The sequence below is a fragment of the Nocardia sp. NBC_00508 genome (genome assembly GCF_036346875.1).
Classification (GTDB): Bacteria; Actinomycetota; Actinomycetes; order Mycobacteriales; family Mycobacteriaceae; genus Nocardia.
Genome location: NZ_CP107852.1, coordinates 5,409,126 through 5,431,003 on the forward strand (window position 1 = coordinate 5,409,126; position 21,878 = coordinate 5,431,003).

The 21,878-nt window shown below is 67.4% G+C and carries 24 protein-coding genes; 13 read left to right on the forward strand and 11 right to left on the reverse strand.

The window, feature by feature from the left end; genetic code table 11:
* Window positions 1–49 precede the first annotated feature (49 nt).
* A complete protein-coding gene (locus tag OHA40_RS24140; protein WP_330229164.1) occupies window positions 50–1,087 on the forward strand; it encodes a CobW family GTP-binding protein in 1,038 nt (345 codons plus the stop codon).
* 140 nt (window positions 1,088–1,227) lie between these two features.
* Here the strand turns inward: OHA40_RS24140 and OHA40_RS24145 are convergent, their stop codons facing one another.
* From OHA40_RS24145 to OHA40_RS24155, 3 genes are all read right to left on the reverse strand, one after another.
* The gene (locus OHA40_RS24145; RefSeq protein WP_330229165.1) at window positions 1,228–1,662 is read right to left on the reverse strand and encodes a molybdenum cofactor biosynthesis protein MoaE; all 435 of its coding nucleotides are present in this window, start codon (window positions 1,660–1,662) and stop codon (window positions 1,228–1,230) included.
* Complete coding sequence (gene moaCB, locus OHA40_RS24150; protein ID WP_330229166.1) at window positions 1,649–2,698, reverse strand: bifunctional molybdenum cofactor biosynthesis protein MoaC/MoaB; 1,050 nt, start codon at window positions 2,696–2,698, stop codon at window positions 1,649–1,651. Before moaCB ends, OHA40_RS24145 begins: the two co-directional genes overlap by 14 nt.
* 67 nt (window positions 2,699–2,765) lie before the next feature.
* Entirely contained in the window at window positions 2,766–4,013 is a 1,248-nt protein-coding gene (locus OHA40_RS24155) for a molybdopterin molybdotransferase MoeA (RefSeq protein ID WP_330229167.1), read from the reverse strand.
* A gap of 378 nt (window positions 4,014–4,391) precedes the next feature.
* Between OHA40_RS24155 and moaA the strand changes: the two genes are divergently transcribed.
* The 5 genes from moaA (at window position 4,392) to OHA40_RS24180 (ending at window position 8,532) form a co-directional block, all read left to right on the forward strand.
* Window positions 4,392–5,450 (forward strand): GTP 3',8-cyclase MoaA, encoded by a 1,059-nt coding sequence (gene moaA, locus OHA40_RS24160; protein ID WP_330229168.1) that lies wholly within the window; start codon window positions 4,392–4,394, stop codon window positions 5,448–5,450.
* The gene (locus OHA40_RS24165) at window positions 5,443–5,685 is read left to right on the forward strand and encodes a MoaD/ThiS family protein (protein WP_330229169.1); all 243 of its coding nucleotides are present in this window, start codon (window positions 5,443–5,445) and stop codon (window positions 5,683–5,685) included. The genes moaA and OHA40_RS24165 overlap by 8 nt, the downstream gene beginning before the upstream one ends.
* A 420-nt stretch (window positions 5,686–6,105) precedes the next feature.
* Window positions 6,106–6,474 carry an iron chaperone gene (locus OHA40_RS24170; RefSeq protein ID WP_330229170.1) on the forward strand — a complete coding sequence of 123 codons (369 nt, stop codon included), beginning with the start codon at window positions 6,106–6,108 and terminating at the stop codon, window positions 6,472–6,474.
* A 107-nt stretch (window positions 6,475–6,581) separates the two neighbouring features.
* Window positions 6,582–7,295, forward strand: a complete 714-nt coding sequence (locus tag OHA40_RS24175; RefSeq protein ID WP_330229171.1) for a YciI family protein — start codon at window positions 6,582–6,584, stop codon at window positions 7,293–7,295.
* 1 nt (window position 7,296) lies between these two features.
* Entirely contained in the window at window positions 7,297–8,532 is a 1,236-nt protein-coding gene (locus OHA40_RS24180) for an RNA polymerase sigma factor (RefSeq protein WP_330229172.1), read from the forward strand.
* A gap of 4 nt (window positions 8,533–8,536) precedes the next feature.
* On the opposite strand, the gene nadE is transcribed toward OHA40_RS24180, so the two are convergent.
* Window positions 8,537–9,361 (reverse strand): ammonia-dependent NAD(+) synthetase, encoded by an 825-nt coding sequence (gene nadE, locus OHA40_RS24185; RefSeq protein WP_330229173.1) that lies wholly within the window; start codon window positions 9,359–9,361, stop codon window positions 8,537–8,539.
* Between the two features lie 22 nt (window positions 9,362–9,383).
* Window positions 9,384–9,983, reverse strand: coding sequence for a TetR/AcrR family transcriptional regulator (locus OHA40_RS24190; RefSeq protein WP_330234345.1), 600 nt, complete (start codon window positions 9,981–9,983; stop codon window positions 9,384–9,386).
* A 157-nt stretch (window positions 9,984–10,140) separates the two neighbouring features.
* Between OHA40_RS24190 and OHA40_RS24195 the strand changes: the two genes are divergently transcribed.
* The 4 genes from OHA40_RS24195 to nrdE all read left to right on the forward strand — a co-directional run bounded on the left by OHA40_RS24195 (window position 10,141) and on the right by nrdE (window position 13,997).
* A complete protein-coding gene (locus tag OHA40_RS24195; RefSeq protein WP_330229174.1) occupies window positions 10,141–10,710 on the forward strand; it encodes an NAD(P)H-dependent oxidoreductase in 570 nt (189 codons plus the stop codon).
* A gap of 379 nt (window positions 10,711–11,089) precedes the next feature.
* Entirely contained in the window at window positions 11,090–11,323 is a 234-nt protein-coding gene (locus tag OHA40_RS24200) for a redoxin NrdH (protein WP_330229175.1), read from the forward strand.
* A gap of 68 nt (window positions 11,324–11,391) precedes the next feature.
* Window positions 11,392–11,853 (forward strand): class Ib ribonucleoside-diphosphate reductase assembly flavoprotein NrdI, encoded by a 462-nt coding sequence (nrdI, locus tag OHA40_RS24205; protein WP_067461885.1) that lies wholly within the window; start codon window positions 11,392–11,394, stop codon window positions 11,851–11,853.
* Window positions 11,854–11,915: 62 nt separating this feature from the next.
* The gene (gene nrdE, locus OHA40_RS24210; RefSeq protein WP_330229176.1) at window positions 11,916–13,997 is read left to right on the forward strand and encodes a class 1b ribonucleoside-diphosphate reductase subunit alpha; all 2,082 of its coding nucleotides are present in this window, start codon (window positions 11,916–11,918) and stop codon (window positions 13,995–13,997) included.
* A 175-nt stretch (window positions 13,998–14,172) separates the two neighbouring features.
* On the opposite strand, the gene OHA40_RS24215 is transcribed toward nrdE, so the two are convergent.
* The 3 genes from OHA40_RS24215 to OHA40_RS24225 all read right to left on the reverse strand — a co-directional run bounded on the left by OHA40_RS24215 (window position 14,173) and on the right by OHA40_RS24225 (window position 16,396).
* The gene (locus OHA40_RS24215) at window positions 14,173–14,712 is read right to left on the reverse strand and encodes a putative immunity protein (protein ID WP_330229177.1); all 540 of its coding nucleotides are present in this window, start codon (window positions 14,710–14,712) and stop codon (window positions 14,173–14,175) included.
* Between the two features lie 231 nt (window positions 14,713–14,943).
* Window positions 14,944–15,510, reverse strand: coding sequence for a DUF3224 domain-containing protein (locus tag OHA40_RS24220; RefSeq protein ID WP_330229178.1), 567 nt, complete (start codon window positions 15,508–15,510; stop codon window positions 14,944–14,946).
* 49 nt (window positions 15,511–15,559) lie between these two features.
* Window positions 15,560–16,396 (reverse strand): alpha/beta fold hydrolase, encoded by an 837-nt coding sequence (locus OHA40_RS24225; protein ID WP_330229179.1) that lies wholly within the window; start codon window positions 16,394–16,396, stop codon window positions 15,560–15,562.
* 172 nt (window positions 16,397–16,568) lie between these two features.
* Here OHA40_RS24225 and OHA40_RS24230 point away from each other — a divergent pair, with 172 nt between their 5' ends.
* The 3 genes from OHA40_RS24230 to OHA40_RS24240 all read left to right on the forward strand — a co-directional run bounded on the left by OHA40_RS24230 (window position 16,569) and on the right by OHA40_RS24240 (window position 19,126).
* Window positions 16,569–17,150: a TetR family transcriptional regulator gene (locus tag OHA40_RS24230; protein ID WP_330229180.1), complete on the forward strand. Its 582-nt coding sequence runs from the start codon at window positions 16,569–16,571 to the stop codon at window positions 17,148–17,150.
* Between the two features lie 90 nt (window positions 17,151–17,240).
* On the forward strand, window positions 17,241–18,452 hold the full coding sequence (locus tag OHA40_RS24235; RefSeq protein WP_330229181.1) for an FAD-dependent monooxygenase: 1,212 nt from the start codon (window positions 17,241–17,243) through the stop codon (window positions 18,450–18,452).
* A complete protein-coding gene (locus tag OHA40_RS24240) occupies window positions 18,449–19,126 on the forward strand; it encodes a GntR family transcriptional regulator (protein ID WP_330229182.1) in 678 nt (225 codons plus the stop codon). The genes OHA40_RS24235 and OHA40_RS24240 overlap by 4 nt, the downstream gene beginning before the upstream one ends.
* 1 nt (window position 19,127) lies before the next feature.
* On the opposite strand, the gene OHA40_RS24245 is transcribed toward OHA40_RS24240, so the two are convergent.
* The 3 genes from OHA40_RS24245 to OHA40_RS24255 all read right to left on the reverse strand — a co-directional run bounded on the left by OHA40_RS24245 (window position 19,128) and on the right by OHA40_RS24255 (window position 21,712).
* Window positions 19,128–19,880 (reverse strand): IclR family transcriptional regulator, encoded by a 753-nt coding sequence (locus tag OHA40_RS24245; protein WP_330229183.1) that lies wholly within the window; start codon window positions 19,878–19,880, stop codon window positions 19,128–19,130.
* 153 nt (window positions 19,881–20,033) lie between these two features.
* Entirely contained in the window at window positions 20,034–20,462 is a 429-nt protein-coding gene (locus OHA40_RS24250; RefSeq protein ID WP_330229184.1) for a nuclear transport factor 2 family protein, read from the reverse strand.
* Window positions 20,459–21,712, reverse strand: a complete 1,254-nt coding sequence (locus OHA40_RS24255; protein ID WP_330229185.1) for a DUF3500 domain-containing protein — start codon at window positions 21,710–21,712, stop codon at window positions 20,459–20,461. Before OHA40_RS24255 ends, OHA40_RS24250 begins: the two co-directional genes overlap by 4 nt.
* Between the last annotated feature and the right edge of the window lie 166 nt (window positions 21,713–21,878).

The window sequence follows — 21,878 nt, forward strand, 5'->3', positions numbered from 1 at the left end:
GGCGTCCGGCTTTTCTCGCACCGTGGTGCCGCACAGTAGGGTGAGCGGAATGGCTGACCGGATTCCTGTTGTGCTCGTCGCGGGGTTTCTCGGTTCCGGGAAGACCACGCTGCTCAACCACATACTGCGGGACAATCGTGGGACCCGGATCGGGGTGGTGGTCAACGACTTCGGCGCGATCAATATCGACTCCATGCTGGTCGCCGGGCAGGTCGACGCCATGGTCTCGCTGGGCAACGGCTGCGTGTGCTGCGCGGTCGACGTCACCGAGCTGGACGCGCTGTTCACCCGGCTGGCGCAGCCGCGCGCCGAAATCGACGTCATCGTGGTGGAGGCCAGCGGCCTGGCCGAGCCGCGCAATCTGATCAGGATGGTGGTCGGTAGCGACAATCCACGCATCCGCTACGGCGGCTTGGTGGAAGTGGTCGACGCCGAGCAGTTCCCGGAGAGCAGCGCACGCCATCCCGAGCTGATCACGCACCTGCGGCTGGCCGATCTGGTCGTGGTGAACAAGGCCGACCGGGTGACGCCGGAGCAACTGGCCCTGCTGCGTGCGGACATCGCGGCGCTCGTCGCCCCGGCGCCGGTGTACGTGACGACGCACGGCCGTATCGATCCCGGGCTGCTTTTCGACGAACCGCTGCGGGAAACACCTCGCCTGGCCGAGCAATTGAGTTTCGACGAACTACTCGCCGAGCACGACCACGAGGAAGACCACGCCGAACACCGCCATCTGCACGACGACTACACCAGCGTCTCGTTCACGAGCGGGCGAGAGCTGGACCCGCGCAAACTGATCGACTTTCTGGAGGACCCGCCACCGGGGCTGTTCCGGGCCAAGGGCTTCGCCGCGTTCGGCGTCGCGAATGAACGCAGGAAGTTCGTCGTGCACATGGTCGGCCGCCACATCGTCTTCGAGTCGGGCAGCTGGTCGCGGGGCGAATCCCGGGGCGCGCGGCTGGTGTTCATCGGGGCTGGACTGCAGACCGACAAAGTCCTGGACCGGCTGCGGGACACCGTGCACGATGCCGCCGCCCCGCTCGACCCGCAGAGCATGCTCGGCGTCTGGCGCTACACACCGCACTGAGCGCACCGCGCCGGCGCTGCTGACGAACCGAGAGCGCCACCGCGGGCGTCAGCGAGGCGCCGTCGGCCAAGGGCACCGCTAGCCGCGATGACTTCGACGTTGCCGCGACTGTCGCCGGTCCCACGCCATCAGCGATGGATTCACCCGCAGGCGTTCACCCATTCGGACAGGCCGTCGGCGAACAATTGCCGTTTCCAGATCGGGACTTCGTGCTTGATCCGATCGACCAGTTCCGCGCACGCGGCGAACGCCTCGCCGCGATGCGCCGCCGCCACCGCGACGACGATCGCGCGATCGCCGATGGCGAGCGATCCCACACGATGTGTCGCGGCGACCGGTAAGCCGTGCGAGGCGGCGAGTTCCGCGCAGACAGTGTGCAGGAATCGCTCCGCTTGCGGGTGCGCGGAGTATTCCAGGGCCGAAACGGCTTGTCCGCCATCGTGATCGCGGACCTTTCCGGTGAACACCACGGCCGCGCCGTAGTGCGATCCGGTCACAGCCGCCTCGACCTCATCGGGGTCGAGCGGCTGGTCGCTGATCCGGGCGAGCCGGACCATGGCCTCAGCCGTTGTCATGACTACCACCTCCGGCTACTTGTGCGAGCAGATGATCCAGCAGCGGTTCCAGCACCGCCATGCCGTCTTTGACGCCGCCCGGCGATCCGGGCAGGTTCACGATCACCGAGCGGCCCGCGAGCCCGGCGACCCCGCGGCTCAGCGCGGCAAGCGGGAATTTCGCGGTGCCGCGCTGCCGGATCGCCTCGGCCACGCCGGGCAGTTCCCGGTCGAGCAGTGCGAGGGTGACTTCGGGTGTCCCGTCGGTAGGAGAGGCGCCGGTTCCGCCGGTGCTGATCACGAGCGCGGGTTCGAAGCGCAGCGCGTCGGCCAGGCCGAATTCGATATCCGCGTCGGCGTAGACCAGCGGACCGCGCACCGAGAAGCCGAGGTCGGCAAGCCATTCCACGAGGACTGGACCGGTGGTGTCGACGCGGGTGCCCGCGGCGACGCCTGTGGAGGAGACCAGCACCACGGCCGAGCGCTCGGCCTCGTCTGGTTCCGCTTCGGCGTACTCCGAGATCTCCTCCGCGGCAACCGCGTCGTCGTCGGCCGTCTCGTCGGTGGTCTCGATCGGTTCCGCGGCGGCCGGACGCACCCAATGTCCGTGCTTGCCGCCCTCTTTGGTGAGCAGCCGCACCTCGGTCAGCGTGGCTGCGGGATCGACCGCCTTCACCATGTCGTGCAGCGTGAGACCGGCGACCGCGACAGCGGTGAGCGCCTCCATCTCGACACCGGTAGGGCCTTTGGTCTTCGCGGTGGCCTCGATCGTGATGCCGGTGTCGGTGAATCCGAACTCGACCCGCACCGACGAGAGCGCCAGCTGATGACACAGCGGGATCAGCTCCGAGGTCTTCTTGGCCCCCGCGATGCCCGCGATGCGCGCCGTGGACAGCACGTCCGCCTTCGGCAGGTTGTCGGCCCGGACCAGCGCGACCACCTCGGCTGTGGTGCGCAACTCGCCCGCCGCGACGGCGATCCGGGTGGTGTCGTCCTTCGCGCTCACATCGACCATGCGGGCGCGACCTTCGTCGTCGACGTGGGACAGCTCGCTCATGCCTCCGCCTCGCTAGCGCTCGGCTCCGGCACGAGCGAGCACTCGGCTGTGTCCATTGTTCGCTCGCTCATAGTGACCACACTCGCACAAGCGCGCCCGCGGGCAGCGTGGTGACCTCCGCGGGCACATCGATCAGCACGTCGGCCCGCGCCATGCCCGCCACCAGATGCGAACCCGGCCCCGACACCACCTCGACGGCCTTCGGGTGCCGATGCGGCGCAAGTGGTTCCCCGGACTGGGCGCGGACCAGTTTGCCGCGTAGGAATTGCCGCTTCCCCTCCGGGGAGCGCGGCACGGCGGTGAGCAGGGGAAGCTCGTAAGCGTCCACGTCGGGCAGGCCGGCGAGGTGGCGCAAGATCGGTCGGGCGAAGACCTCGAACGACACCATCGTGCTGACCGGGTTGCCCGGGAAACTGAGCACCGGCACCCCGTCGACGACGGTGAGCCCTTGTGGACCGCCAGGCTGCATCGCGACCGAGCCGAACTGCCCGCCGAGCGGCTCGAGCACGTCCTTGACCACCTCGAAGTCGCCCTTGGACACGCCGCCGGAGGTGAACACCACATCGGCGGCCTTGGTCGCGGCGGACAGCAGCGCGCGGAATCGCGCCGGATCATCGGTGCTGTGCGCGACCGAGACGACCTCGACGCCGTTCGCCGCGAGCGCGGCGGCCAGGGCGACGCCGTTGGAGTTGTAGATCTGTCCGGGCCGTAGCGCGCTTCCCGCGGCGACCAATTCGTCTCCCGTGGTGATGACCGCGCCGCGCACGGCGCCGAACACCGTCACCGCAGGCAGGCCGACCGCCGCCAGAGCCGCGATGTGCCGGGGCGCCAGGGTGGTTCCCGCGCGGACGAGCAGGTCCCCGGTGCGGACGTCGGTGCCTGGTTCCCGCACGAATTCGCCTGCGCTGCGGCCGCGTTCGATGGTCACCGAGCCGGCGTCGGCGTGGGTGTCCTCCACCGGAACCACGCAGTCCGCGCCGGGCGGAAGCGGTGCGCCGGTCATCACCTTCACGGCCGCGCCGCGCGGCAGCGGCGCCCGGCCGGGAGCGCCGGCGGCGACCACACCGGCCAGCGGCAGGGTGACCGGCGCGACCAGCACCGATTCCGCCCGCACCGCGTACCCGTCCATCGCGGAATTGCGGAATACCGGCAGGTCGATCGGCGAGCGGACGTCCTCGGCCAGCTGCCTGCCCAGCGCCCGCGACACCGCGACGGACTCGACCGCGCGCGCGGCCAGCGGCCGCAACAGCTGTTCGATGCTGTCGCGGTAGTCGTCGACGGGCCTGGCCGAAACGCTCGCGGGCCGGGGGTTCATGCGGTCAGCCTAATGTGCGCAGCAGGGCGAAGTCTGTCCGCAGCCTGGGCTGGGCCGGGTGAAGGTAGAGGTAGCCGCAGGGAAGGGTGCAGCCGGGCGAAGTCTGTCCGCAGCCCGGGCCGGGCCGAGTGAAGGTAGAGGTAGCCGCAGGGAAGGGTGCAGCCGGGCGAAGTCCGTCCTCAGCCGCGCCGGGCCGAGCGAAGGCGAGGCAGCCGCCTTGCCCTCTATCCGGACTTTCCGTCTCCGCCGCCGTCCGCCGGTCTGCGGCCGCACCGTGATCATCGCGAGGCCGGGCTCACCGTCCGCGCCCGGCCGCGGTGAGCCGTCTGTGTACCTTCCGCCCGGTGACGATTCGGGACAGACGGTCATAATGGACGTGTGACTCTAGTCGAGATCGGGATCCCCGCCGTGCGTTCCGGGCCTCCCTCGCTCGACGGCCGTCCCGATACTCCGTATTTGCTGGATCGTTTCGGACGCGTCGCCCGAGATCTGCGCGTCTCCATCACCGAGAAGTGCTCGCTGCGCTGTACCTACTGCATGCCGGAGGAGGGGCTGCCGGAGATTCCCCGGCACGAGCTGCTCACCGTCGACGAGATCGTGCGGCTGGTCCGGCTGGCGGTGCGCGATCTCGGCGTGCGCGAGGTCCGCTTCACCGGGGGTGAGCCGCTGATGCGTCGCGAACTGGAGCAGATCATCGCCGGGTGCCACGCGGAGGTCCCGCACATCCCGCTGGCCATCACGACCAATGGCGTCGGGCTCGAGCACCGTGCCCGCGGGCTCGCGGCGGCCGGTCTGCACCGGGTGAACGTGTCGCTGGACACCGTGGACCGGGCCGGTTTCGCCCGGCTCACCCGGCGCGATCGGCTCGAATCGGTATTCGCCGGCATCCGCGCCGCCCGGCACGCCGGACTGGAACCGATCAAGGTCAACGCCGTGCTGATGCGCGAAACCCTCTCCGGCGCATCGGATCTGCTGCGCTGGTGCCTGGACGAGGGCTGCGAGCTGCGGTTCATCGAAGAGATGCCGCTGGACGCCGACCACGAGTGGGCCCGGACCAACATGGTCACCGCGGCCGAGTTGCTGGACGTGCTCGGCGCCCGATTCGAGCTCACCGAGGCCGGACGTGCCGATCCGTCGGCTCCGGCGGAGAAATGGCTGGTCGACGGCGGCCCGGGAACCGTCGGGATCATCGCGACGGTGACCCGCAAGTTCTGTGACACCTGCGACCGCACCCGGCTTACCGCGGACGGCATGCTGCGATCCTGCCTGTTCAGCGATCAGGAGTTCGACCTGCGCCAGGCGCTGCGTTCCGGCGCGGACGACGAGAAACTCGCGACGCTCTGGCGCGGCGCGATGTGGAACAAGTGGGCGGGACATGGCATCGACGCCGACGGCTTCGTCCCACCGGAGCGGACGATGGGAGCCATCGGTGGTTGAGATCCGCTACTTCGCCGCGATCGCCGATGCCGTCGGCAAGGAACGCGAAACCCTCGACTTCCCGGCCGGTGCCACAGTGGCCGACCTACGCGCCACCCTGGCGGCCGCGTACGGCCCCGACCTGGACAAAATGCTGTCCGTCTGCGCCTACTTGATCGGCGACGAGCTCACCCGCGACCCCATGGCCGCGCTCAGCACACGTGTCGACGTGCTCCCGCCGTTCGCGGGGGGATAGGCGGCGTTCTCGCCTTCGCTCGCCCGGCGCGGGCTAAGGACGGACTTCGTCCGGCGGTGTCTTTTCTGCGGCGTTCTCGCCTTCGCTCGCCTGGGCGCGGGCTATCGACGGGCTTCGCCCGGCGGTGTCTTTTCTGCGGCGGCCTCTGCCTTCGCTCGCTCGGGGCGGGCTATTGACGGGCTTCGTCGGGCTTCGTCTCTTAGGCAGCGGTCTTGCCTTGCTCGCTCGGCGCGGCTATAGACAGACTTCGTTCAGGTACGCCCTTTGTGCGGCTGCTTCCGGGCTTTGTTCGGTTCGGCGCGGGCTGGCGACGCGTTTCGTTCGGCTGGGTTCGCCGCTTTCGCCGCGCGGCGTGGTTGAGGACGCGTTTCGTTCGGCTGGTTCGCCGCTTACGCCCCGCTGCGCGGCTACAGTCGAGCCGTGGTGCGAAGCAAGGCGAGTGATGTCGATGGCTACCTGGCCGAGGCGCCCGAAGCGCGCCGGGCCGCGCTCACTCGGCTTCGCGAGCTGTGCCGCTCCGAACTGACCGGCTTCACCGAGGTGATGGCCTACGGCATGCCCTGCTACGAGCGTGACGGGGTCGGGGAGATCGCCTTCGCTGACCAGAAGCAATACATCTCCTTCTATCTGCTGCGCACCGACGTGCGCGCGGCCTTCGCCGACCGTCTGGCCGGACACGACATGGGCAAGGGATGCCTGCGTTTCCGGGCGCCGGAACGGGTCGATTTCGAGCTCGTCCGCGATGTGCTCCGCGCCACCGCGGCGGGACGAGGCGGGCTGGTCTGCTGAGGACCGCCTGAATATTCGGTACGCGAGGATGTAGAAAACGGCCCGCCCCGTTCGTCGTCCGAATAGATGGGGTATCCGGCCCCGTCCAGGCGAGGAAGGATGACGCTATGCACTATCTGGCGACACTGGTGGGACGGGAAGAAGGATCGGGCACCCGGCCCGGCACGCCGGAGTTCGACGCCGAGGTGGCGAAGTACGCGGTGTTCGAGGAGCGGGAGGCCGCGGCGGTCGCGGGCGGCGTGGCGCTGTTCCCCTCCGCCGACGCGCTGCACATCCGGCGCCGCGGAGAGCGCACGTTGGTCACCGACGGCCCGTTCGCCGAGCAAGCCGAGGTCGTCGGCGGATTCTATGTGTTCGAAGCCGCCGATCTGGACGAGGCGATCCGGCTGGCGCGCCACGTGCCCGCCGCCGAAGACGGGGCGGTCGAAGTGCGCCCGATGGCGATGTGGTGGCCGCACGACACCCCGCGTGCGGATTGGTGGCTGGCGCTGCTGTGGGAAGCTCCGGACGCGGTGATCGCGCCGGATACGCCGGAGTGGGACGCCGCCGTCGCCGAACATCAGCGCTTCGGCGAGAAGTATGCGGCACAGATCCGCGGTGGTGGAGCGCTGCAACCGCCGTCCTCGGCGACCACCGTGCGGGTGCGCGACGGGAAGACGCTGCTCACCGACGGGCCGTATGCGGAGTTCGCCGAGGTGGTGGACGGGCTGTACCTGTTCGCCGCGGAGGGCCGAGCGCACGCGGCCGAGATCGCGTCGGCCATCCCGCTGGGCGAGCGTGGGCGCACCGAGGTGCGTCAGGTCGTGGATCTGGGCGACTGACGTGCGCACGGGTCCGGCCGAGACGATCGACGCCGTCTACCGCGCCGAGTTCGGCCGGGCCCTCGCGACGGTGGCCAGGATGGTTGGCGATATCGGCCTGGCCGAGGACGCCGTGCAAGAGGCCTTCGCCGACGCACTGCGTACCTGGCCCGAGCGCGGACTGCCGTCCAACCCGGGCGCCTGGATAACCACGACCGCGCGCAATAGAGCGCTGGACCGGCTGCGACGCGAGTCGGCTAGGCCGGTCAAGGAACATGACGCGGTGCTGACGCGGGCGCCGAACGAGGAGGCCGAGGTGTCGCCGGTGCCGGACGACCAACTGCGGATGATCTTCACCTGCTGCCACCCGGCGTTGTCGCGGCCCTCGCAGGTGGCCCTGACGCTGCGCCTGGTGTGCGGCCTGCGCACGGCCGAGATAGCGCGTGCCTTTCTGCAACCGGAACATACCGTGGCGCAACGGCTGACGCGCGCGAAGGCGAAGATCCGTCAGGCGGGCATCCCGCTGCGGGTGCCGCCCCCGCACCTGCTGCCCGATCGGGTCCCTGGCGTACTGGCGTGCGTGTATCTGGTGTTCACCGAGGGATACTTCGCGACGTCGGGCCCTTCCGCGGTGCGAGACGAGCTGTGCGATGAAGCGATTCGGCTCGGCAGGCTGCTGTGCGGGTTGCTGCCGCGCGAACCCGAGGCGCGTGCGCTGCTGGCGCTGATGCTGTTGCAGGACAGCCGCCGGAATCAACGGCGGCGCGGTGACGAGGAATTGGTGCCGTTGGAGGAGCAGGATCGGTCGCGGTGGGACCGGGCGGCGATCCGGGCCGGGCTGGATTGCCTGAGGTCGGCCGAGGCCGATGGTGGCGGCCCGTACCTGGTGCAGGCGCGCATCGCCGCCGCGCACGCGACGGCGCCGAGCTGGGCGCGGACCGATTGGCATTCGATCGTCGCGGAGTACGACGAACTACTCCGGCTCGCCCCGTCGCCCGCGGTGTCGGTGAACCGCGCCGTGGCCGTGGGGTTTGCCCGCGGGTTCGACGCGGGGCTTGCCGCCCTGGACGAGGTTGCCGGCGACCCGCGGCTGGCCGGATCGCACCTGGCACCCGCGACCCGCGCCGACTTGCTGCGACGCGGCGGACGGTGGCGGGAGGCCGCGGAGAGCTATCGCGCGGCGCTGGAACTGGCGGGCAATGACCAGGTGCGGCGGTTCCTGGCGCGCCGCCTCGCGGAGGTCGAGTCGGCGCGCTGAGCGCTCAGCGCCACCAGGTATCGAGCGGAGTCACCGGGACGGTCCGCTTGTGCCGGGTGTTCAGGTAGGTGGATTCGACCTTGGCGGCGACTTCCGCGCTGACCTCGTTGCCTTCCAAATAGTCATCGATTTCGCTGTAGCGCAGGCCGAGCGCCTCTTCGTCGGGCAGCGCGGGACGGTCGTCCTCCAGGTCGGCGGTGGGGACCTTGGACCAGATGCTGGGGGGCGCGCCGAGTTCTTGCAGCAGCGCGGCGCCTTGGCGCTTGGTGAGGCCGGTGAGCGGGGTCAGGTCGACGCCGCCGTCGCCGTACTTGGTGAAGAAGCCGCTGACCGCTTCCGCCGCGTGGTCGGTGCCGACCACCAGCAGGTTCTCCTGCCCGGCCAGGGCGTACTGGATCACCATGCGTTCCCGCGCCTTGATGTTGCCGCGCACGAAGTCGCGCAGCTTGTCCACCTGGAGCGCGGAGGCGGCCTCGGCCGCCGCGGCGTTCGCGCTGGGACGGACGTTCACGACGACCTGGCGGTCCGGCTGGATGAAGCGCAGCGCGATCCTCGCGTCGGCCTCGTCGGCCTGTACCCCGTAGGGCAGCCGGACGGCGAGAAACGTCGCGTCCGCTCCCTCGGCGCGCAGCTCTTCGGCCGCGAGCTGGCAGAGCCGTCCGGTGAGGGCGCTGTCCTGCCCGCCACTGATACCGAGGACGAAACCTCGTGCGGGAGTGGCGTTCAGATAATCCTTGAGGAAATCGATCCGGCGCCGCACTTCGGTTTTCGGTTCGATCGTGGGCTGGACGCCCAATTCGCTGATGATCTGTTCGCGCAGGTTCCGCATGGCGCCCGAGTCTACTGGCGATTCAGCGGGCGACAACGCGCCGAACGAGGCTCTCCCAGTTGTCGCCGATCTGCTCGCGGCGGTAACCCTGGACGTGCATCTGGTGCATGACGAGCGCCGCACCCAGCATCCCCAGCAGCGCGTCGGCGACGAGCGGGATTTCCCCGGGTACGTCGGCCTGCCGCAGCAGCATCGTGACGTGCGCGCGCAGCAGTCCGTAGGGCGCGCCGGAATAGCGGTCCCTTGCCTCGCCCAGCTCGGCGGCGCGGTGTAGCTCACCGGCCAGGTCGATGTCCAGCAGCCGGGCCCGCCCGAACGCGACCAGCCGTTCCACCGGCGCAGCGCCGGGGCCGAGCGGCGGCGGCCCGAAGATGAACGCCTCCTGGAATTTTCGATCGGAGTGGTCCAGCAGCGCGAGCATCAGCCCCGACCGGCTGCCGAACCGGCGGAACACCGTGCCTTTGCCGACACCGGCGCGCTTGGCCAGCGCGTCCATCGTGAGGCTGTCGATACCCTGCTCGCGCATCAACTGGTGGGCCGCGTCCAGCAGGAGCTGCCGGTTGCGCGCCGCGTCGGCGCGCTCGGCGGGCTCGGCGGGCTGCACCGTGCCGGGTAGGGGCATGCCGACGTCGATCAACCGACTCCGGTCCGGCGTCGGTGCGTCCGATGTGGGGTAGTTCACAGCGCTCACGCAGACTCCACGGGAAGTAATCGGACCATGGTCCGGTTAGTGTGTGGTGAACGTACGGACACCACCATTCAGTACACCAGGAGTCGTCATGAGTCAGACCCGCATCCTCGCACTCGTCGGTAGCCTCCGTGCCGCGTCGGTCAATAGGCAGCTCGCCGAGGCTGCCGCGCAGACCGCGCCGGAGGGTGTCGAGGTCACTATCTATGCAGGCCTTGCCGACATCCCGTTCTACAACGAGGACATCGACCTTCCCGATGCCGTGCCCGCCGCCGCGCAGGCGCTGCGCGACGCGGTCGCGGAGGCGGACGGCCTGCTGCTGGCCACGCCGGAATACAACGGGACGCTGTCGGCGGTCCTGAAGAACGCCATCGACTGGGCCTCCCGCCCGTACGGCGCCGGGGTCCTCACGGGCAAGCCCACCGCCGTGGTGAGCGCGTCGGTCAGCCCGAACGCGGCGCAGTGGGCGCACGGCGACGCGGTCAAGGCGCTCGGCGTTGCGGGCGCGAAGGTCGTGGAGTCCGCGCACCTGCACTTCGGTGTAATCGGCGAGCGGTTCGCCGCCTCGCATCCGCGCGAGGACGCCGAGGCGCTGACCCAGTTGGCGGGCACCGTGCGCGAACTGGTCGAGGCCACACGTGGCCAGCTGGCCTCCGTGTAAGCTCCACCCCGGTCTCCAGCGAGGGCCGTCGTTACCGCGGTAGCGACGGCCCTCGTCGCTTGTCCTATATTTGCCAGAAATTAGCTATAGCCCTAGAGAGTGATCTGCGTCACTCTTTGTCGCGCGGGCGAATCGAGCATCCAGGTACTTCTCGCTGTGGAATTTCACCGATGTGACTCGCTACATGTCGTGTTGGATGAATCTGTCGGCCACTAGGTGTAGTGTCTTCGGTACTGGAAGACGGCATGAGACCTCGCTCCACACGAGTGGCTGAGCAGGGGCTTCGGGTCCGGATCCAGGAGTTTGCGCAGTATGTCGGATCGTGCACTGCATACGGATCACAGGCTGTGGATCAGGCACAAGGAGAGAGGGACATCAATTGACCGTCACCGTGTACACCAAGCCCGCTTGCGTCCAGTGCAACGCCACCTACAAGGCCCTCGACAAGGCCGGTCTGGACTACGAGGTCATCGATATCTCGGAGAACGACGAGGCGCGTGACTACGTCATGGCCCTCGGGTACTTGCAGGCGCCGGTCGTGGTGGCCGGAGACGATCACTGGTCGGGCTTCCGGCCCGACCGCATCAAGTCGCTCGCGACCGTGGCGGCCTGAGCGCGTCCACCGCGTCCGGTCCATCCGAGGGCCGAGTGCCCGGCACTCCGGAGAGGAGGAAGTCGACCATGTCGGAGACGACGGCGCTGGTCTACTTCTCCAGCGCCTCGGAGAACACACATCGTTTCGTCGAGAAGCTGGGTCTCCCGGCAACTCGCATCCCACTGCACACCGCCGACTCATTGCGCGTAGACGAGCCGTACGTGCTGATCGTCCCCACTTATGGGGGCGGTCGGCACGTACTCGGGGGCAACCGTTCCGAGAAGGATTTCGTGCCGCGGCAGGTCGCCAAGTTCCTCAACGATCCGCACAACCGGTCGCTGCTGCGCGGCGTCATCGCGGCGGGCAACACGAACTTCGGCGAGACCTATTGCTATGCGGGCGAGCTGATCTCGCGCAAATGCGGGGTGCCGTACCTGTATCGCTTCGAACTCATGGGAACCGCTGAGGACGTCGAGCGCGTCCGAGAGGGATTGGGATTGTTTTGGCAACAGCAACGACAGCACCGACCGGAAAAGCAGCTCGCTTAGAGCAAGCACCGGTCCGCGGCGCGGAAGCAGGCGAGGTTCTGGACTACCACGCCCTCAACGCGATGCTGAACCTGTACGGCCCGGACGGCGAGATCCAGTTCGACAAGGACCGTGAGGCCGCCCACCAGTACTTCCTCCAGCACGTCAACCAGAACACCGTCTTCTTCCACAACCTGGACGAGAAGCTGGACTACCTGATCGAGGAGAACTACTACGAGGCAGAGGTTCTCGACCAGTACAGCCGCGCCTTCATCAAGAAGCTGTTCAAGCAGGCCTACGCCAAGAAGTTCCGGTTCCCCACCTTCCTCGGCGCGTTCAAGTACTACACCTCGTACACGCTGAAGACCTTCGACGGCAAGCGTTACCTGGAGCGGTTCGAGGACCGGGTCTGCATGGTCGCGCTCACCCTCGCGGCCGGTGACGAGGTGCTGGCGAGCAAGCTGGTGGACGAGGTCATCGACGGCCGTTTCCAACCGGCCACGCCGACCTTCCTCAACTCGGGCAAGAAGCAGCGCGGCGAGCCGGTGTCGTGCTTCCTGCTGCGCATCGAGGACAACATGGAGTCGATCGGGCGCTCGATCAACTCCGCGCTGCAACTGTCCAAGCGCGGCGGCGGTGTCGCCTTGCTGCTGAGCAACATTCGCGAGCACGGCGCGCCGATCAAGAAGATCGAGAACCAGAGCTCGGGCGTCATCCCGATCATGAAGCTGCTGGAGGACTCGTTCTCCTACGCCAACCAGCTCGGCGCGCGTCAGGGCGCGGGCGCGGTCTACCTGCATGCGCACCACCCGGATATCTACCGGTTCCTGGACACCAAGCGGGAGAACGCGGACGAGAAGATCCGCATCAAGACTCTCTCGCTGGGCGTGGTCATCCCGGACATCACGTTCGAGCTGGCCAAGAAGAACGAGGACATGTACCTCTTCTCGCCGTACGACGTGGAACGCATCTACGGCAAGCCGTTCGCCGACATCGACGTCACCGAGAAGTACCACGAGATGGTCGACGACAAGCGCATCCGCAAGTCGAAGATCAAGGCGCGTGAGTTCTTCCAGACCATCGCCGAGTTGCAGTTCGAGTCCGGCTACCCGTACATCATGTTCGAGGACACGGTGAACCGGGCCAACCCGATCGCGGGCAAGATCACCCACTCCAACCTGTGCTCGGAGATCCTGCAGGTGTCCACGCCGTCGGAATTCAACGACGACCTGTCCTACGCGAAGGTGGGCAAGGACATCTCCTGCAACCTCGGCTCGTTGAACATCGCCAAGACGATGGACTCACCCGACTTCGCCCAGACCATCGAGGTGGCGATCCGGGCGCTGACCGCGGTGTCGGACCAGACGCACATCTACTCGGTGCCGTCCATCGAGCAGGGCAACAACGAGTCCCACGCGATCGGCCTCGGGCAGATGAACTTGCACGGCTACCTGGCGCGCGAGCGGGTCCACTACGGGTCCGAAGAGGGCGTCGACTTCACCAATATCTACTTCTACACCGTCGTCTACCATGCGATCCGGGCGTCGAACAAGATCGCGATCGAGCGTCGCAGCTACTTCGGCGGTTTCCCGGAATCCAAGTACGCCAGCGGCGAGTACTTCGACAAGTACACCGATCAGGTGTGGGAGCCGAAGACCGATCGCGTCCGGCAGCTGTTCGCCGACGCGGGCGTGCACATTCCGACCCAGGACGACTGGCGCGAGCTGAAGGCCTCGGTCATGGAGCACGGCATCTACAACCAGAACCTGCAGGCGGTGCCGCCGACCGGCTCGATCTCGTACATCAACCACTCCACCAGCTCCATCCACCCGGTGGCGTCGAAGATCGAGATCCGCAAGGAAGGCAAGATCGGGCGCGTCTACTACCCGGCGCCCTACATGACCAACGACAACCTCGACTACTACGAGGACGCCTACGAGATCGGCTACGAGAAGATCATCGACACCTACGCCGCGGCCACTCAGCACGTGGACCAGGGCCTGTCGCTGACGTTGTTCTTCAAGGACTCCGCCACCACCCGCGACCTCAACCGCGCCCAGATCTACGCCTGGCGCAAGGGCATCAAGACGCTCTACTACATCCGCCTGCGCCAAATGGCCTTGGAGGGAACCGAAGTCGAGGGCTGCGTGTCCTGCATGCTGTGAGTTGGGTCATCGGATGGGATGCAGGGCAGGGATTTGCCCTGCATCGGTTCGTACGTCGCTGAGTGGAACGCCGTGTTGATCCCATCGTGCGTTCTGGATCGGACAACACCGTCAACGGGGCGCCCAGCGCAGGCGCGACAGCCCGACTATCTCCGCCGTCGTGGTCGACGATCGGTTAGCGGTCGATCGCCAGTCGTCGCAACGATGCGTCCAGTTCCCGCCAGAGGTCTCCCACACGGCCGCGACCACTCGGGGCGTTCGGATAACGCGTCAGGACGCTCACCACGATGGGACTGGCCAGGGCTGTTGCCTTCTCGATGTAGTCGGCGCCGACGTTACGGTCGTCGCCGGCATCGAGCTCGAATGCACGAGCCGCGCTGGCGGCCGGCATGAGGATATGCCCGCCCTGGGTCGCCTTCGCCAGCGGGTGAAGGTACGCGGCGGCTCCCGCGTAACCGGCGGCGCGCGCCGCGTCGGCCGCGGCTTCACATTCCATCGCTCGAGCTGCTCGTGCGGCCCGGTGCGCGTCCAGTGCGGTCACGCGGAGCGCTTTCGTCCGCTTGCCCCCAGCGGCGAATCTGCGCGCCTCGTCGAGCACCGCCTGTACGCGTGGATCATCCGGACAGTCGCGCTCGAAGATCGCCAAAACAGGCTCCGCGCAGGCCACGGCATAGGCCGTGACTTCGCGCAGTTCGGCCATGCTGAGCTCGATCATCAGATTCTCGTCTGCCACGTTCACGACACTTAACGGTATCGCTGAAACTTCGGTTGGAACTTTCCAGCGATACTGTCAGGACAGTGATGCGAAACCTTCAAAACGGTGGACTGCTCAGGCGCATTGATCTGGCGCCGCCATCGACGAGGCCCGACGGAGCTCTGCGGTGCCCCCCGGCTTCCCGTCGGCCTGGGAGAAGGTCGCCGGAAGCCGGAGAGCCGGACATGACGCCTATGCGGCGCCCTGCTCGTCTTTCTCTTCGAACCAGTAGGTCAGGGTGTAGATGGACAGCGGACCGCCGGGGCCGTCGATCGCGACGGTGAATTCGCCTTCGCCGCGCAGCCCGGTGAGTTCCCCGGTGCCAGAGCCTGCCACCACCGTCCAACGGCCGTGTGCCATGTTGTGGCGGTCGTGATAGCCGGCGTCGGTGATGACGAACGACCCCTGACGCCCGCCCACTGCGCCGACAATCCGCTCGATTCCGGTGAAAGTGGAGGTTCCGTCTTTGCGGACGACGCTGACGTGCGAGGCGGTGCCGGTGCCGGTGACGCCTCCGGAGAACTGTTCGGTCATGCCGTAGCGCACCAGGGACACCCCGGACTCGTCGGCGGGGTCGACCTCGACCTGCTGGAAGGTGTCCGTCAGGACGATGTTGACTCCGCTTACCTGCGCTCGATCGGCGTAGCCGCGCGGTGCCGTGGTGGCCGCGCCGATCCCCCGGAAGGTGTGTTCCGGCGGCAGGGTGAAGCCGAGGGGCTCACTCGAGGGCATTGTCGTGGTCGCGTGGTGTTCGGACATGGTTGTTCTTCTTTCTATTTCTTGTGTTGCCGGGATTCCGGAGATCGGATCAGTGCCGGTTACCGCTGGTCTGATGGGCGAAGGAACGGATGAGTTCGGCGGTGGCCACCGGCTCGTCGACGTGCGGCAGGTGACCTCCGGGAAGTTCACGCAGTGCGGTGCCGGTCTGGTCGGCCACCCACTGCGAGGTCTGGTGCAGTAGTTCGCCTGCGGATTCGACGGCGGCTGCGGCGCACACCGGGACCTGCGTGGTTTTCAACTTCTCGGCCAACGTCGCGGCGCCGGGCATCGATGTGGCGAATCCGGGAAGTTCGATGGAGAAGAATGCGTCCGCGTTGTCGAACATCCGCTGACGCCGCTGCGGGGAGAGCCGGTCGAAGGTCGCACCCAGCTCCTGGCGGCCCCACTGTTCGAGCGCCGCGGCGGGACCCCCTTGCCGGATCGCCTCCTGAGTGCCCTCGGCCAGTTGCCGCAGCACCTCGTCCGCGTTGTCCAGCACAGGGAACAGTGGCGGTTCGTGCACGATCAGCCCCCGCAGCAGCTCCGGCCGGCGGCACAGCAGATCCAGGGCGATCACCGCGCCGACACTGGAGGACCAGACCACTGTGGGCGCCAGTTCGAGTGTCTCGATCAGTCCTGCGAGGTCGTGTGCCTGTTGCGTGATGCTGGTGGTCTGCTGCTCGGGTGCGGGGCTGCGTGAGTTACCCCTGCGGTCGTAGCTGACCACGGTGAATTCGTCCGACAGCAGCTCGGCGATCTCCTCATAAAAGCCTCCATCGACCGTCCCTCCGTGCACCAGCACGATCGAGGGTCCTGTGCCGCGTCGTTCGTGGTAGAGCCGCACGTCCTCCAGCTCGACCAGCCCTGCGGCCTTGGTTGCGTCCATGTGCGCGTTCCCTTCGGCGTCCCGTTACAAGTGATGTCTTAGTTAAGCATTTGCCTATAATAGTAAAAAGCGCCTGAGTGTCACTTGTCAAGAATGGGCGCGGATATGGCAGGCTGCACGGGTACCGGCCGGGCGGCGGGGCCCGTGCGCCATCGAGTTGGGGAGTGAACCCATGACGTTGCGAGAGCTCAAGAAGGAAGTGACTCGGTCAGCCATCGAGGCCACAGGACTGAGGCTGTTCCTGGAACAAGGCTTCGACGAGGTCAGGGTCGAGGACATCTGCAAAGCCGTGCTCGTGCACCGCCGCACGTTCTTCCGGTACTTCGCGTCGAAGGAAGATGTGGTGCTGTCCCCGTTTCGGCGCGATCTCGCCGAGGCCGGTGAGTATCTGGCCGCCCGCCCGGCCGAGGAATCGGTCCGGGACGCCCTCCGGGTACTGGGCGACAGGGTGGCCGCGCGCTACGACAACGACGACGACCGTGAGAGCAATCTGGCCAGGCTGAGACTCATAGACAGTGTCGAATCACTCACTTCGGCCTATCTCAAGGCTCTGGTGGACTTCGAGTATCTGCTCCGCGATTTCATCGCCGCCAAGTTCGCCGAGCGCGACGGCAATCGCGCACGGCTGATCGGCGCCGCGGCGGTCACCGCCTTCCGGATAGCGCTGGAAACCTGGCGAGACACTGACGGCGCCGAGCCGCTGCAAACCATGATCGCGCGGAATCTCGACCTTCTTATCGCTGACCGCGCCTGATCTGGCGCTACTCCCAGGATGTCGACCGCGAACTCAGCGGACTGTGCATTATGCATTGACATTATGCATAATGCATGCTGTGGTGGATGGATGAACATCGTTGTTGCCGGCGGCGGTATCGGTGGCCTCGCCACCGCCGTCGGGCTTCAGAGGCGCGGCTTCGAGGTGCAGGTCTACGAGCAGGCCGCGGAGATCAGGCCGGTAGGCGCGGGGGTGGTGCTGGCGCCGAACTCCTATCGACTGCTCGGTGAGTTCGGGATCGATCGGGGAGTGGACGGTCAGGTGCCGCCCGGCGCGATTCATCTGCGCCGCTGGCGGGATGGGGTGACGATCAGCAGGCAAGTTCTCGGGCAAGCGTGCATCGAGCGGTTCGGGGCGTCGTATGTCGCATTGCATCGGGCCGATCTGCTGGACGCGCTCGTTTCTCACGTCCGGCCTGGCAGCTTGCACCTCGGTCGGCGGATCGTGGCTGTCGTCCAAGACAATGATGGTGTGGATGTCCAGTTCGCCGACGGTGACGCGGTGCGTGCGGACCTCGTCGTGGCGGCCGACGGCATCCACTCACGGGTGGCCGACGCTGTCGGCATCGCGACTCGGCCTCGGGCCAGCGGCTATGCCGCCTATCGCGGTATGGTGCCGTTCGCGCAGGTGAGCGATATCGGCACCGATCATGCGGTTTGGCTCGGCCCTGATCGACACTTTGTGCACTACCCGGTGTCGGATGGGAAGGTGCTGAACTTCGTGGCGATTGTTCCCTCGCCGCGTGCGGAGGCCGAGTCTTGGAGCCAGCCGGGAGAGTTGACCGATGCCCGGAGGCATTTCGCCGGTTGGGACGGGCGTGTGCGGTGCATCCTGGACGCGGCCGACGCGGTCTCGCTGTGGGGCCTGTACGACCGGCCGACCCGGGATACCTACCATGTCGGGCGCGTGGTGGTGATCGGCGATGCGGCGCACCCTGTGCTGCCTTTCTTCGCCCAAGGCGCGAGCCTCGCTTTGGAGGACGCCGCTGTGTTGTGTGCTGTCCTGGCTGATCTGGGCGAGTCCGACATCACGCGGCGCCTCGCCGCGTTCTCGGCTGCTCGCGTCGAGCGCGTTCGGCGAGTGCAGGATGTCTCTCACCGCAACGCGACGATGTTCCACCTTCCCGATGGCGCCCAGCAGCAAGCCCGCGACGCCCGGCTGGCGGATGCCTCCGGTGGTGATCCCTTCCGGGACAACGCATGGCTGTTCGCCCATGACGTTCGGGCCGACATCCGCAGCGATGGCCGCACTGTCGCACAGTCGGCGGGTGATGTGCGGTGAACCGCTCGTCCATGGGTCTGCTGGAAGACCAGCCGCGCACGATCGTGCAGAGGCTGACGCACGAGATCTCCGAACGGATTCTCTCCGGCGAGATCCCGCCGGGGAGTCGTCTGCAACAGAACGCGATCGCCGAGCAGTTCGGCACCAGCAGTACCCCGGTTCGGGAGGCGTTCGGCGAGCTGGCTCGGCAAGGGCTGGTCATCATGCGACCGCACCGCGGCGTCGAGGTATTTCGGCCGACACGCACCGACGTAATCGAAGCCTCTGAGGTCCAGCAACTTTTGGAGAGCCGGGCCGTCGAAACGTCGGTCCCGCTGCTCACCGACGCCGACCTGGGGAGCGCGCGTGCCGTGCTGGACGAGCTGCGTGACCTGCCCGCGGCGCAACGTCGACGTGGCGTCGATCTGGACACCGCGTTCCACCTCGTCCTGATGGCCCGCTGCCCCAACGGGAGACTGCGCGAACTCGCGGAGTCCGCACGGAGGGACACCACGATTCACCGGCTGGTGTTCGTGCCGATCTCGGAGCCGAGCGGTGCGCTGCTCGAACAGATCCATGCGCAACACGAGGCGATCTACGACGCCTGCCTGCGCCGCGATGCGGCGGCGGCCGCGAGCGCGAGTGTCGATCACATTCGGTGGAGTCTGAACCAGATCACCGACCGGCTGCGGTGACTCAGTAGTGCGTCGAGGCGGGTAGTGCGGCCGCGATGTTCGCGGCGGCCGTGCGCACCTTTTCGCCGTAGGCGTTGTGGACCTGTTGTGGCATCCGGACTTTGGGCGCCGAGATGGACAGCGACCCGATGGGGCGGGCGCCACCCGGGCGGATCGAAGCGGCGACCGAGACGACGCCGTCCCGCAGTTCCTCGACGTTCACCGCGTAGCCGCGAGATCGGATCTCGGCCAGCTCGGCGCGCAGCAGAGCGGGGTCGGTGGTGGTGTGCGCGGTGACCGCCTCGATGTTCGATCGCAAGTATTCTTCGATCTCCCGCTCGGAAAGGTAGGCCAGGACTGCTTTGCCGTTGGAGCTGGCGTGCAGTGGGGCGCGTGTGCCGAGCGGTGTGAACGCTCGCACCGAGCGTGTGCTGTCGATCCGCTCGATCAAGATGACCTCGCCCGCGCTGGGGATCATCAGGTGGATGGTCTCACCCACGTCGGCATTGAGCGCGTTCATCACCGGCAGCGCCCGCGAACGCAAGCCATCCCGCTCGCCGATCGTGTTCCCGATGATGAACGCGCGCGTGCCGATCCGCCAGCGTCCGCTCACTTGGTCGTCGGCCTCCAGCCAGCCGGAATCGGCGAGGGTGACCAGGCTGCGGTGGACCGTGGTCTTGGGTAGCCCGAGCGTGCGGCTCAGATCGCTGAGCCCCACCGGCTGCATGCGCGCCACGGTCTCCAGGACCTGCAGTGCGATCTTGACGCTGCGCATGAGGCGCTCACCCTCCGTGATGGTCGTTCGGCGGCCGCTGGGCGGCCTGACGCCGCACACACACCCATTTGCCGCGTGTGCTCCGATTCGCGGGCCTTCGGTCCGCAATGTGGACCGTACCGCGGTCGTCCACCATACCCTCGGCCAAGGGTGCTATCGGCAGGTGAACACCAGTTCCGACCGGCGGTGCGCCAGCCGCCAGCCGTACGCGGTGAGTTGGAAGCGGTCGTGGAACTCTGCCAGCGAGCTCGGTCCCGGCACCACCGGAGGTGGTGCGTCCGGCTCTGCCTCGGTTCGGAAGATCATGGCGTAGCTGGTGCCCGCGCACTCGACCGGCGATACGGCGGTGATATGGATGGTCGTCATCACGTGCCGCTCGCGCACGGTGGGCGGGCGCCGGGCCAGCAGAGCGGCGACCTCGTAGGGTCCGACCAATTGCTCGCCGTGTCGCTCCCAGACTCCGTCGGCCGCGAAAAGGTCGGCGACCTGGGCGAACTCGCGATGGTCCAGGTGGTGGGCGAACGCGATGACCAAGCGCCGGCAGGCGGCTTCCGCCTCGTCGGAGAGCGGTGTCGCGGTCATGCCGGGCCGTTCAGCCGATGGGCGGCGCCGGTCGCGTGGCGGACGAGTTCGGCACCGTAGTCGTTGCCGTTGGGCGTCCGCACGATGGTGTGCACGTGGAACCTCTCCGGCTCCGAATTGGCGAGGAACACTCCGGCATGGTGATCGAACTCGATCAGGACAACCGGGCTCTGTATCCGGTAGTAGAAGGGGTCCGCGTCGGTGGTGCCACCGATCCAGCAGAACCAGGTCCGGTCCAGATGCCGACGTACGTCGTCGAGCCGGACGGACCGGGGACCGGCGGGTAGGTAGTCCAGGAACGCATCGGCAAGGGCGAGGAGCTGCGCTCGCAGAGCGGCGGGACGGCCCGCCATGTTCAACCCCTCGCAGCCGATGATCCGGTTGTCTTGGAACGCGCCGCCCAGGTGCAGTTCGTCTCCAGGATGCAGGCGGCCGGGTGGTAGGCCGGGATCGCGCTTACGTCGGAACAAGACGGCCTCGTCGGCCAGTTCGGGTGGCATCGACCTGATCAGGTTCAGCCCCGCTTGCTGTTGTGCGGTGAACAGAACGGTGCCGGCGTACGGTCCCTGGTCGATGCAATTGGGTTCCGCGCCGAAGAACACCGGTGTGAACACGAGCTGATCACCGATCAACAGGCAGTTGAGGCAGAGGTGGTGTCCGTAGAGGTTCCATCCCCAGGGCCGGTCGCGGGACGGAACGCCGAACAGATTGATGTTGTAGCTGTGCTCGTTGAGGATCTTCGGTAGCCCGACCAACTCGCCCAGGAACCCGTTGACCCGCATGACGTCGCGAACCTTCGCGTAGCCCTCCGGGCTCAGGCATGTTTGCACCAGCCGCAGGGCCCGGCGGCGAACGCGGGCGTCGGTCTCCTCGAGCCGCAGCCCGAAACGGTTCACATAGAACTCCGGGTTCATCCAGGCACGCCACACTCGGCTGTCCAAAGGGTGGCCGAGAGCGGTGCGCTGCCGCGGGGTCAGCTCGGCAAGCAACTGCTCGGCCGCGGTGACCGCCGATGCGGTCGGGGCGTTCTCCTGACAGCCGAGCGGGAACAGTCCGGCGATCACGGCGCCGTCGTCGGTGATCCCGCGGAAGTCCTCGGTCTCGAAACGCTTGCCCCAGTCGGACAGCAACTCGGCGACGATCGGGTTCCGCCTCGCCTCATCGACGTAGCTGTAGGAATCGCACCGATCGAGCCCCGCCAGTCGCGGATGCCCGGGCGGGAACAAGTGCTCACGGAAACCGTCGTTCATCGCTCCTCCGATCTCGGGCCGGTCACTGCGCGCCATCCGACCACAAGCCGCAGCTTCGTCGGCCGAATTCGCTGGACGTCTGCCCTGTCGCTGCGCCTGCGCGCGATCGCGCGCTAGAGAACAGTTTGCCATGCGGTCCGTAATATGGTCTAGTAGTCCGTATTAC

Bases quoted from the DNA above. Each gene is read 5' to 3' on its own strand.
- OHA40_RS24255 (WP_330229185.1), bottom strand. From the start codon at position 21,712: ATGAACGACGGTTTCCGTGAGCACTTGTTCCCGCCCGGGCATCCGCGA.
- nrdI (WP_067461885.1), top strand. From the start codon at position 11,392: ATGTCGGAGACGACGGCGCTGGTCTACTTCTCCAGCGCCTCGGAGAAC.
- OHA40_RS24155 (WP_330229167.1), bottom strand. From the start codon at position 4,013: ATGAACCCCCGGCCCGCGAGCGTTTCGGCCAGGCCCGTCGACGACTAC.
- OHA40_RS24245 (WP_330229183.1), bottom strand. From the start codon at position 19,880: ATGCGCAGCGTCAAGATCGCACTGCAGGTCCTGGAGACCGTGGCGCGC.
- OHA40_RS24230 (WP_330229180.1), top strand. From the start codon at position 16,569: ATGACGTTGCGAGAGCTCAAGAAGGAAGTGACTCGGTCAGCCATCGAG.
- nadE (WP_330229173.1), bottom strand. From the start codon at position 9,361: ATGCGGAACCTGCGCGAACAGATCATCAGCGAATTGGGCGTCCAGCCC.
- OHA40_RS24175 (WP_330229171.1), top strand. From the start codon at position 6,582: ATGCACTATCTGGCGACACTGGTGGGACGGGAAGAAGGATCGGGCACC.
- OHA40_RS24190 (WP_330234345.1), bottom strand. From the start codon at position 9,983: ATGCCCCTACCCGGCACGGTGCAGCCCGCCGAGCCCGCCGAGCGCGCC.
- OHA40_RS24220 (WP_330229178.1), bottom strand. From the start codon at position 15,510: ATGTCCGAACACCACGCGACCACGACAATGCCCTCGAGTGAGCCCCTC.
- nrdE (WP_330229176.1), top strand. From the start codon at position 11,916: ATGCTGAACCTGTACGGCCCGGACGGCGAGATCCAGTTCGACAAGGAC.
- OHA40_RS24225 (WP_330229179.1), bottom strand. From the start codon at position 16,396: ATGGACGCAACCAAGGCCGCAGGGCTGGTCGAGCTGGAGGACGTGCGG.
- OHA40_RS24215 (WP_330229177.1), bottom strand. From the start codon at position 14,712: ATGATCGAGCTCAGCATGGCCGAACTGCGCGAAGTCACGGCCTATGCC.
- OHA40_RS24140 (WP_330229164.1), top strand. From the start codon at position 50: ATGGCTGACCGGATTCCTGTTGTGCTCGTCGCGGGGTTTCTCGGTTCC.
- OHA40_RS24145 (WP_330229165.1), bottom strand. From the start codon at position 1,662: ATGACAACGGCTGAGGCCATGGTCCGGCTCGCCCGGATCAGCGACCAG.
- OHA40_RS24235 (WP_330229181.1), top strand. From the start codon at position 17,241: ATGAACATCGTTGTTGCCGGCGGCGGTATCGGTGGCCTCGCCACCGCC.
- OHA40_RS24250 (WP_330229184.1), bottom strand. From the start codon at position 20,462: ATGACCGCGACACCGCTCTCCGACGAGGCGGAAGCCGCCTGCCGGCGC.
- OHA40_RS24195 (WP_330229174.1), top strand. From the start codon at position 10,141: ATGAGTCAGACCCGCATCCTCGCACTCGTCGGTAGCCTCCGTGCCGCG.
- moaCB (WP_330229166.1), bottom strand. From the start codon at position 2,698: ATGAGCGAGCTGTCCCACGTCGACGACGAAGGTCGCGCCCGCATGGTC.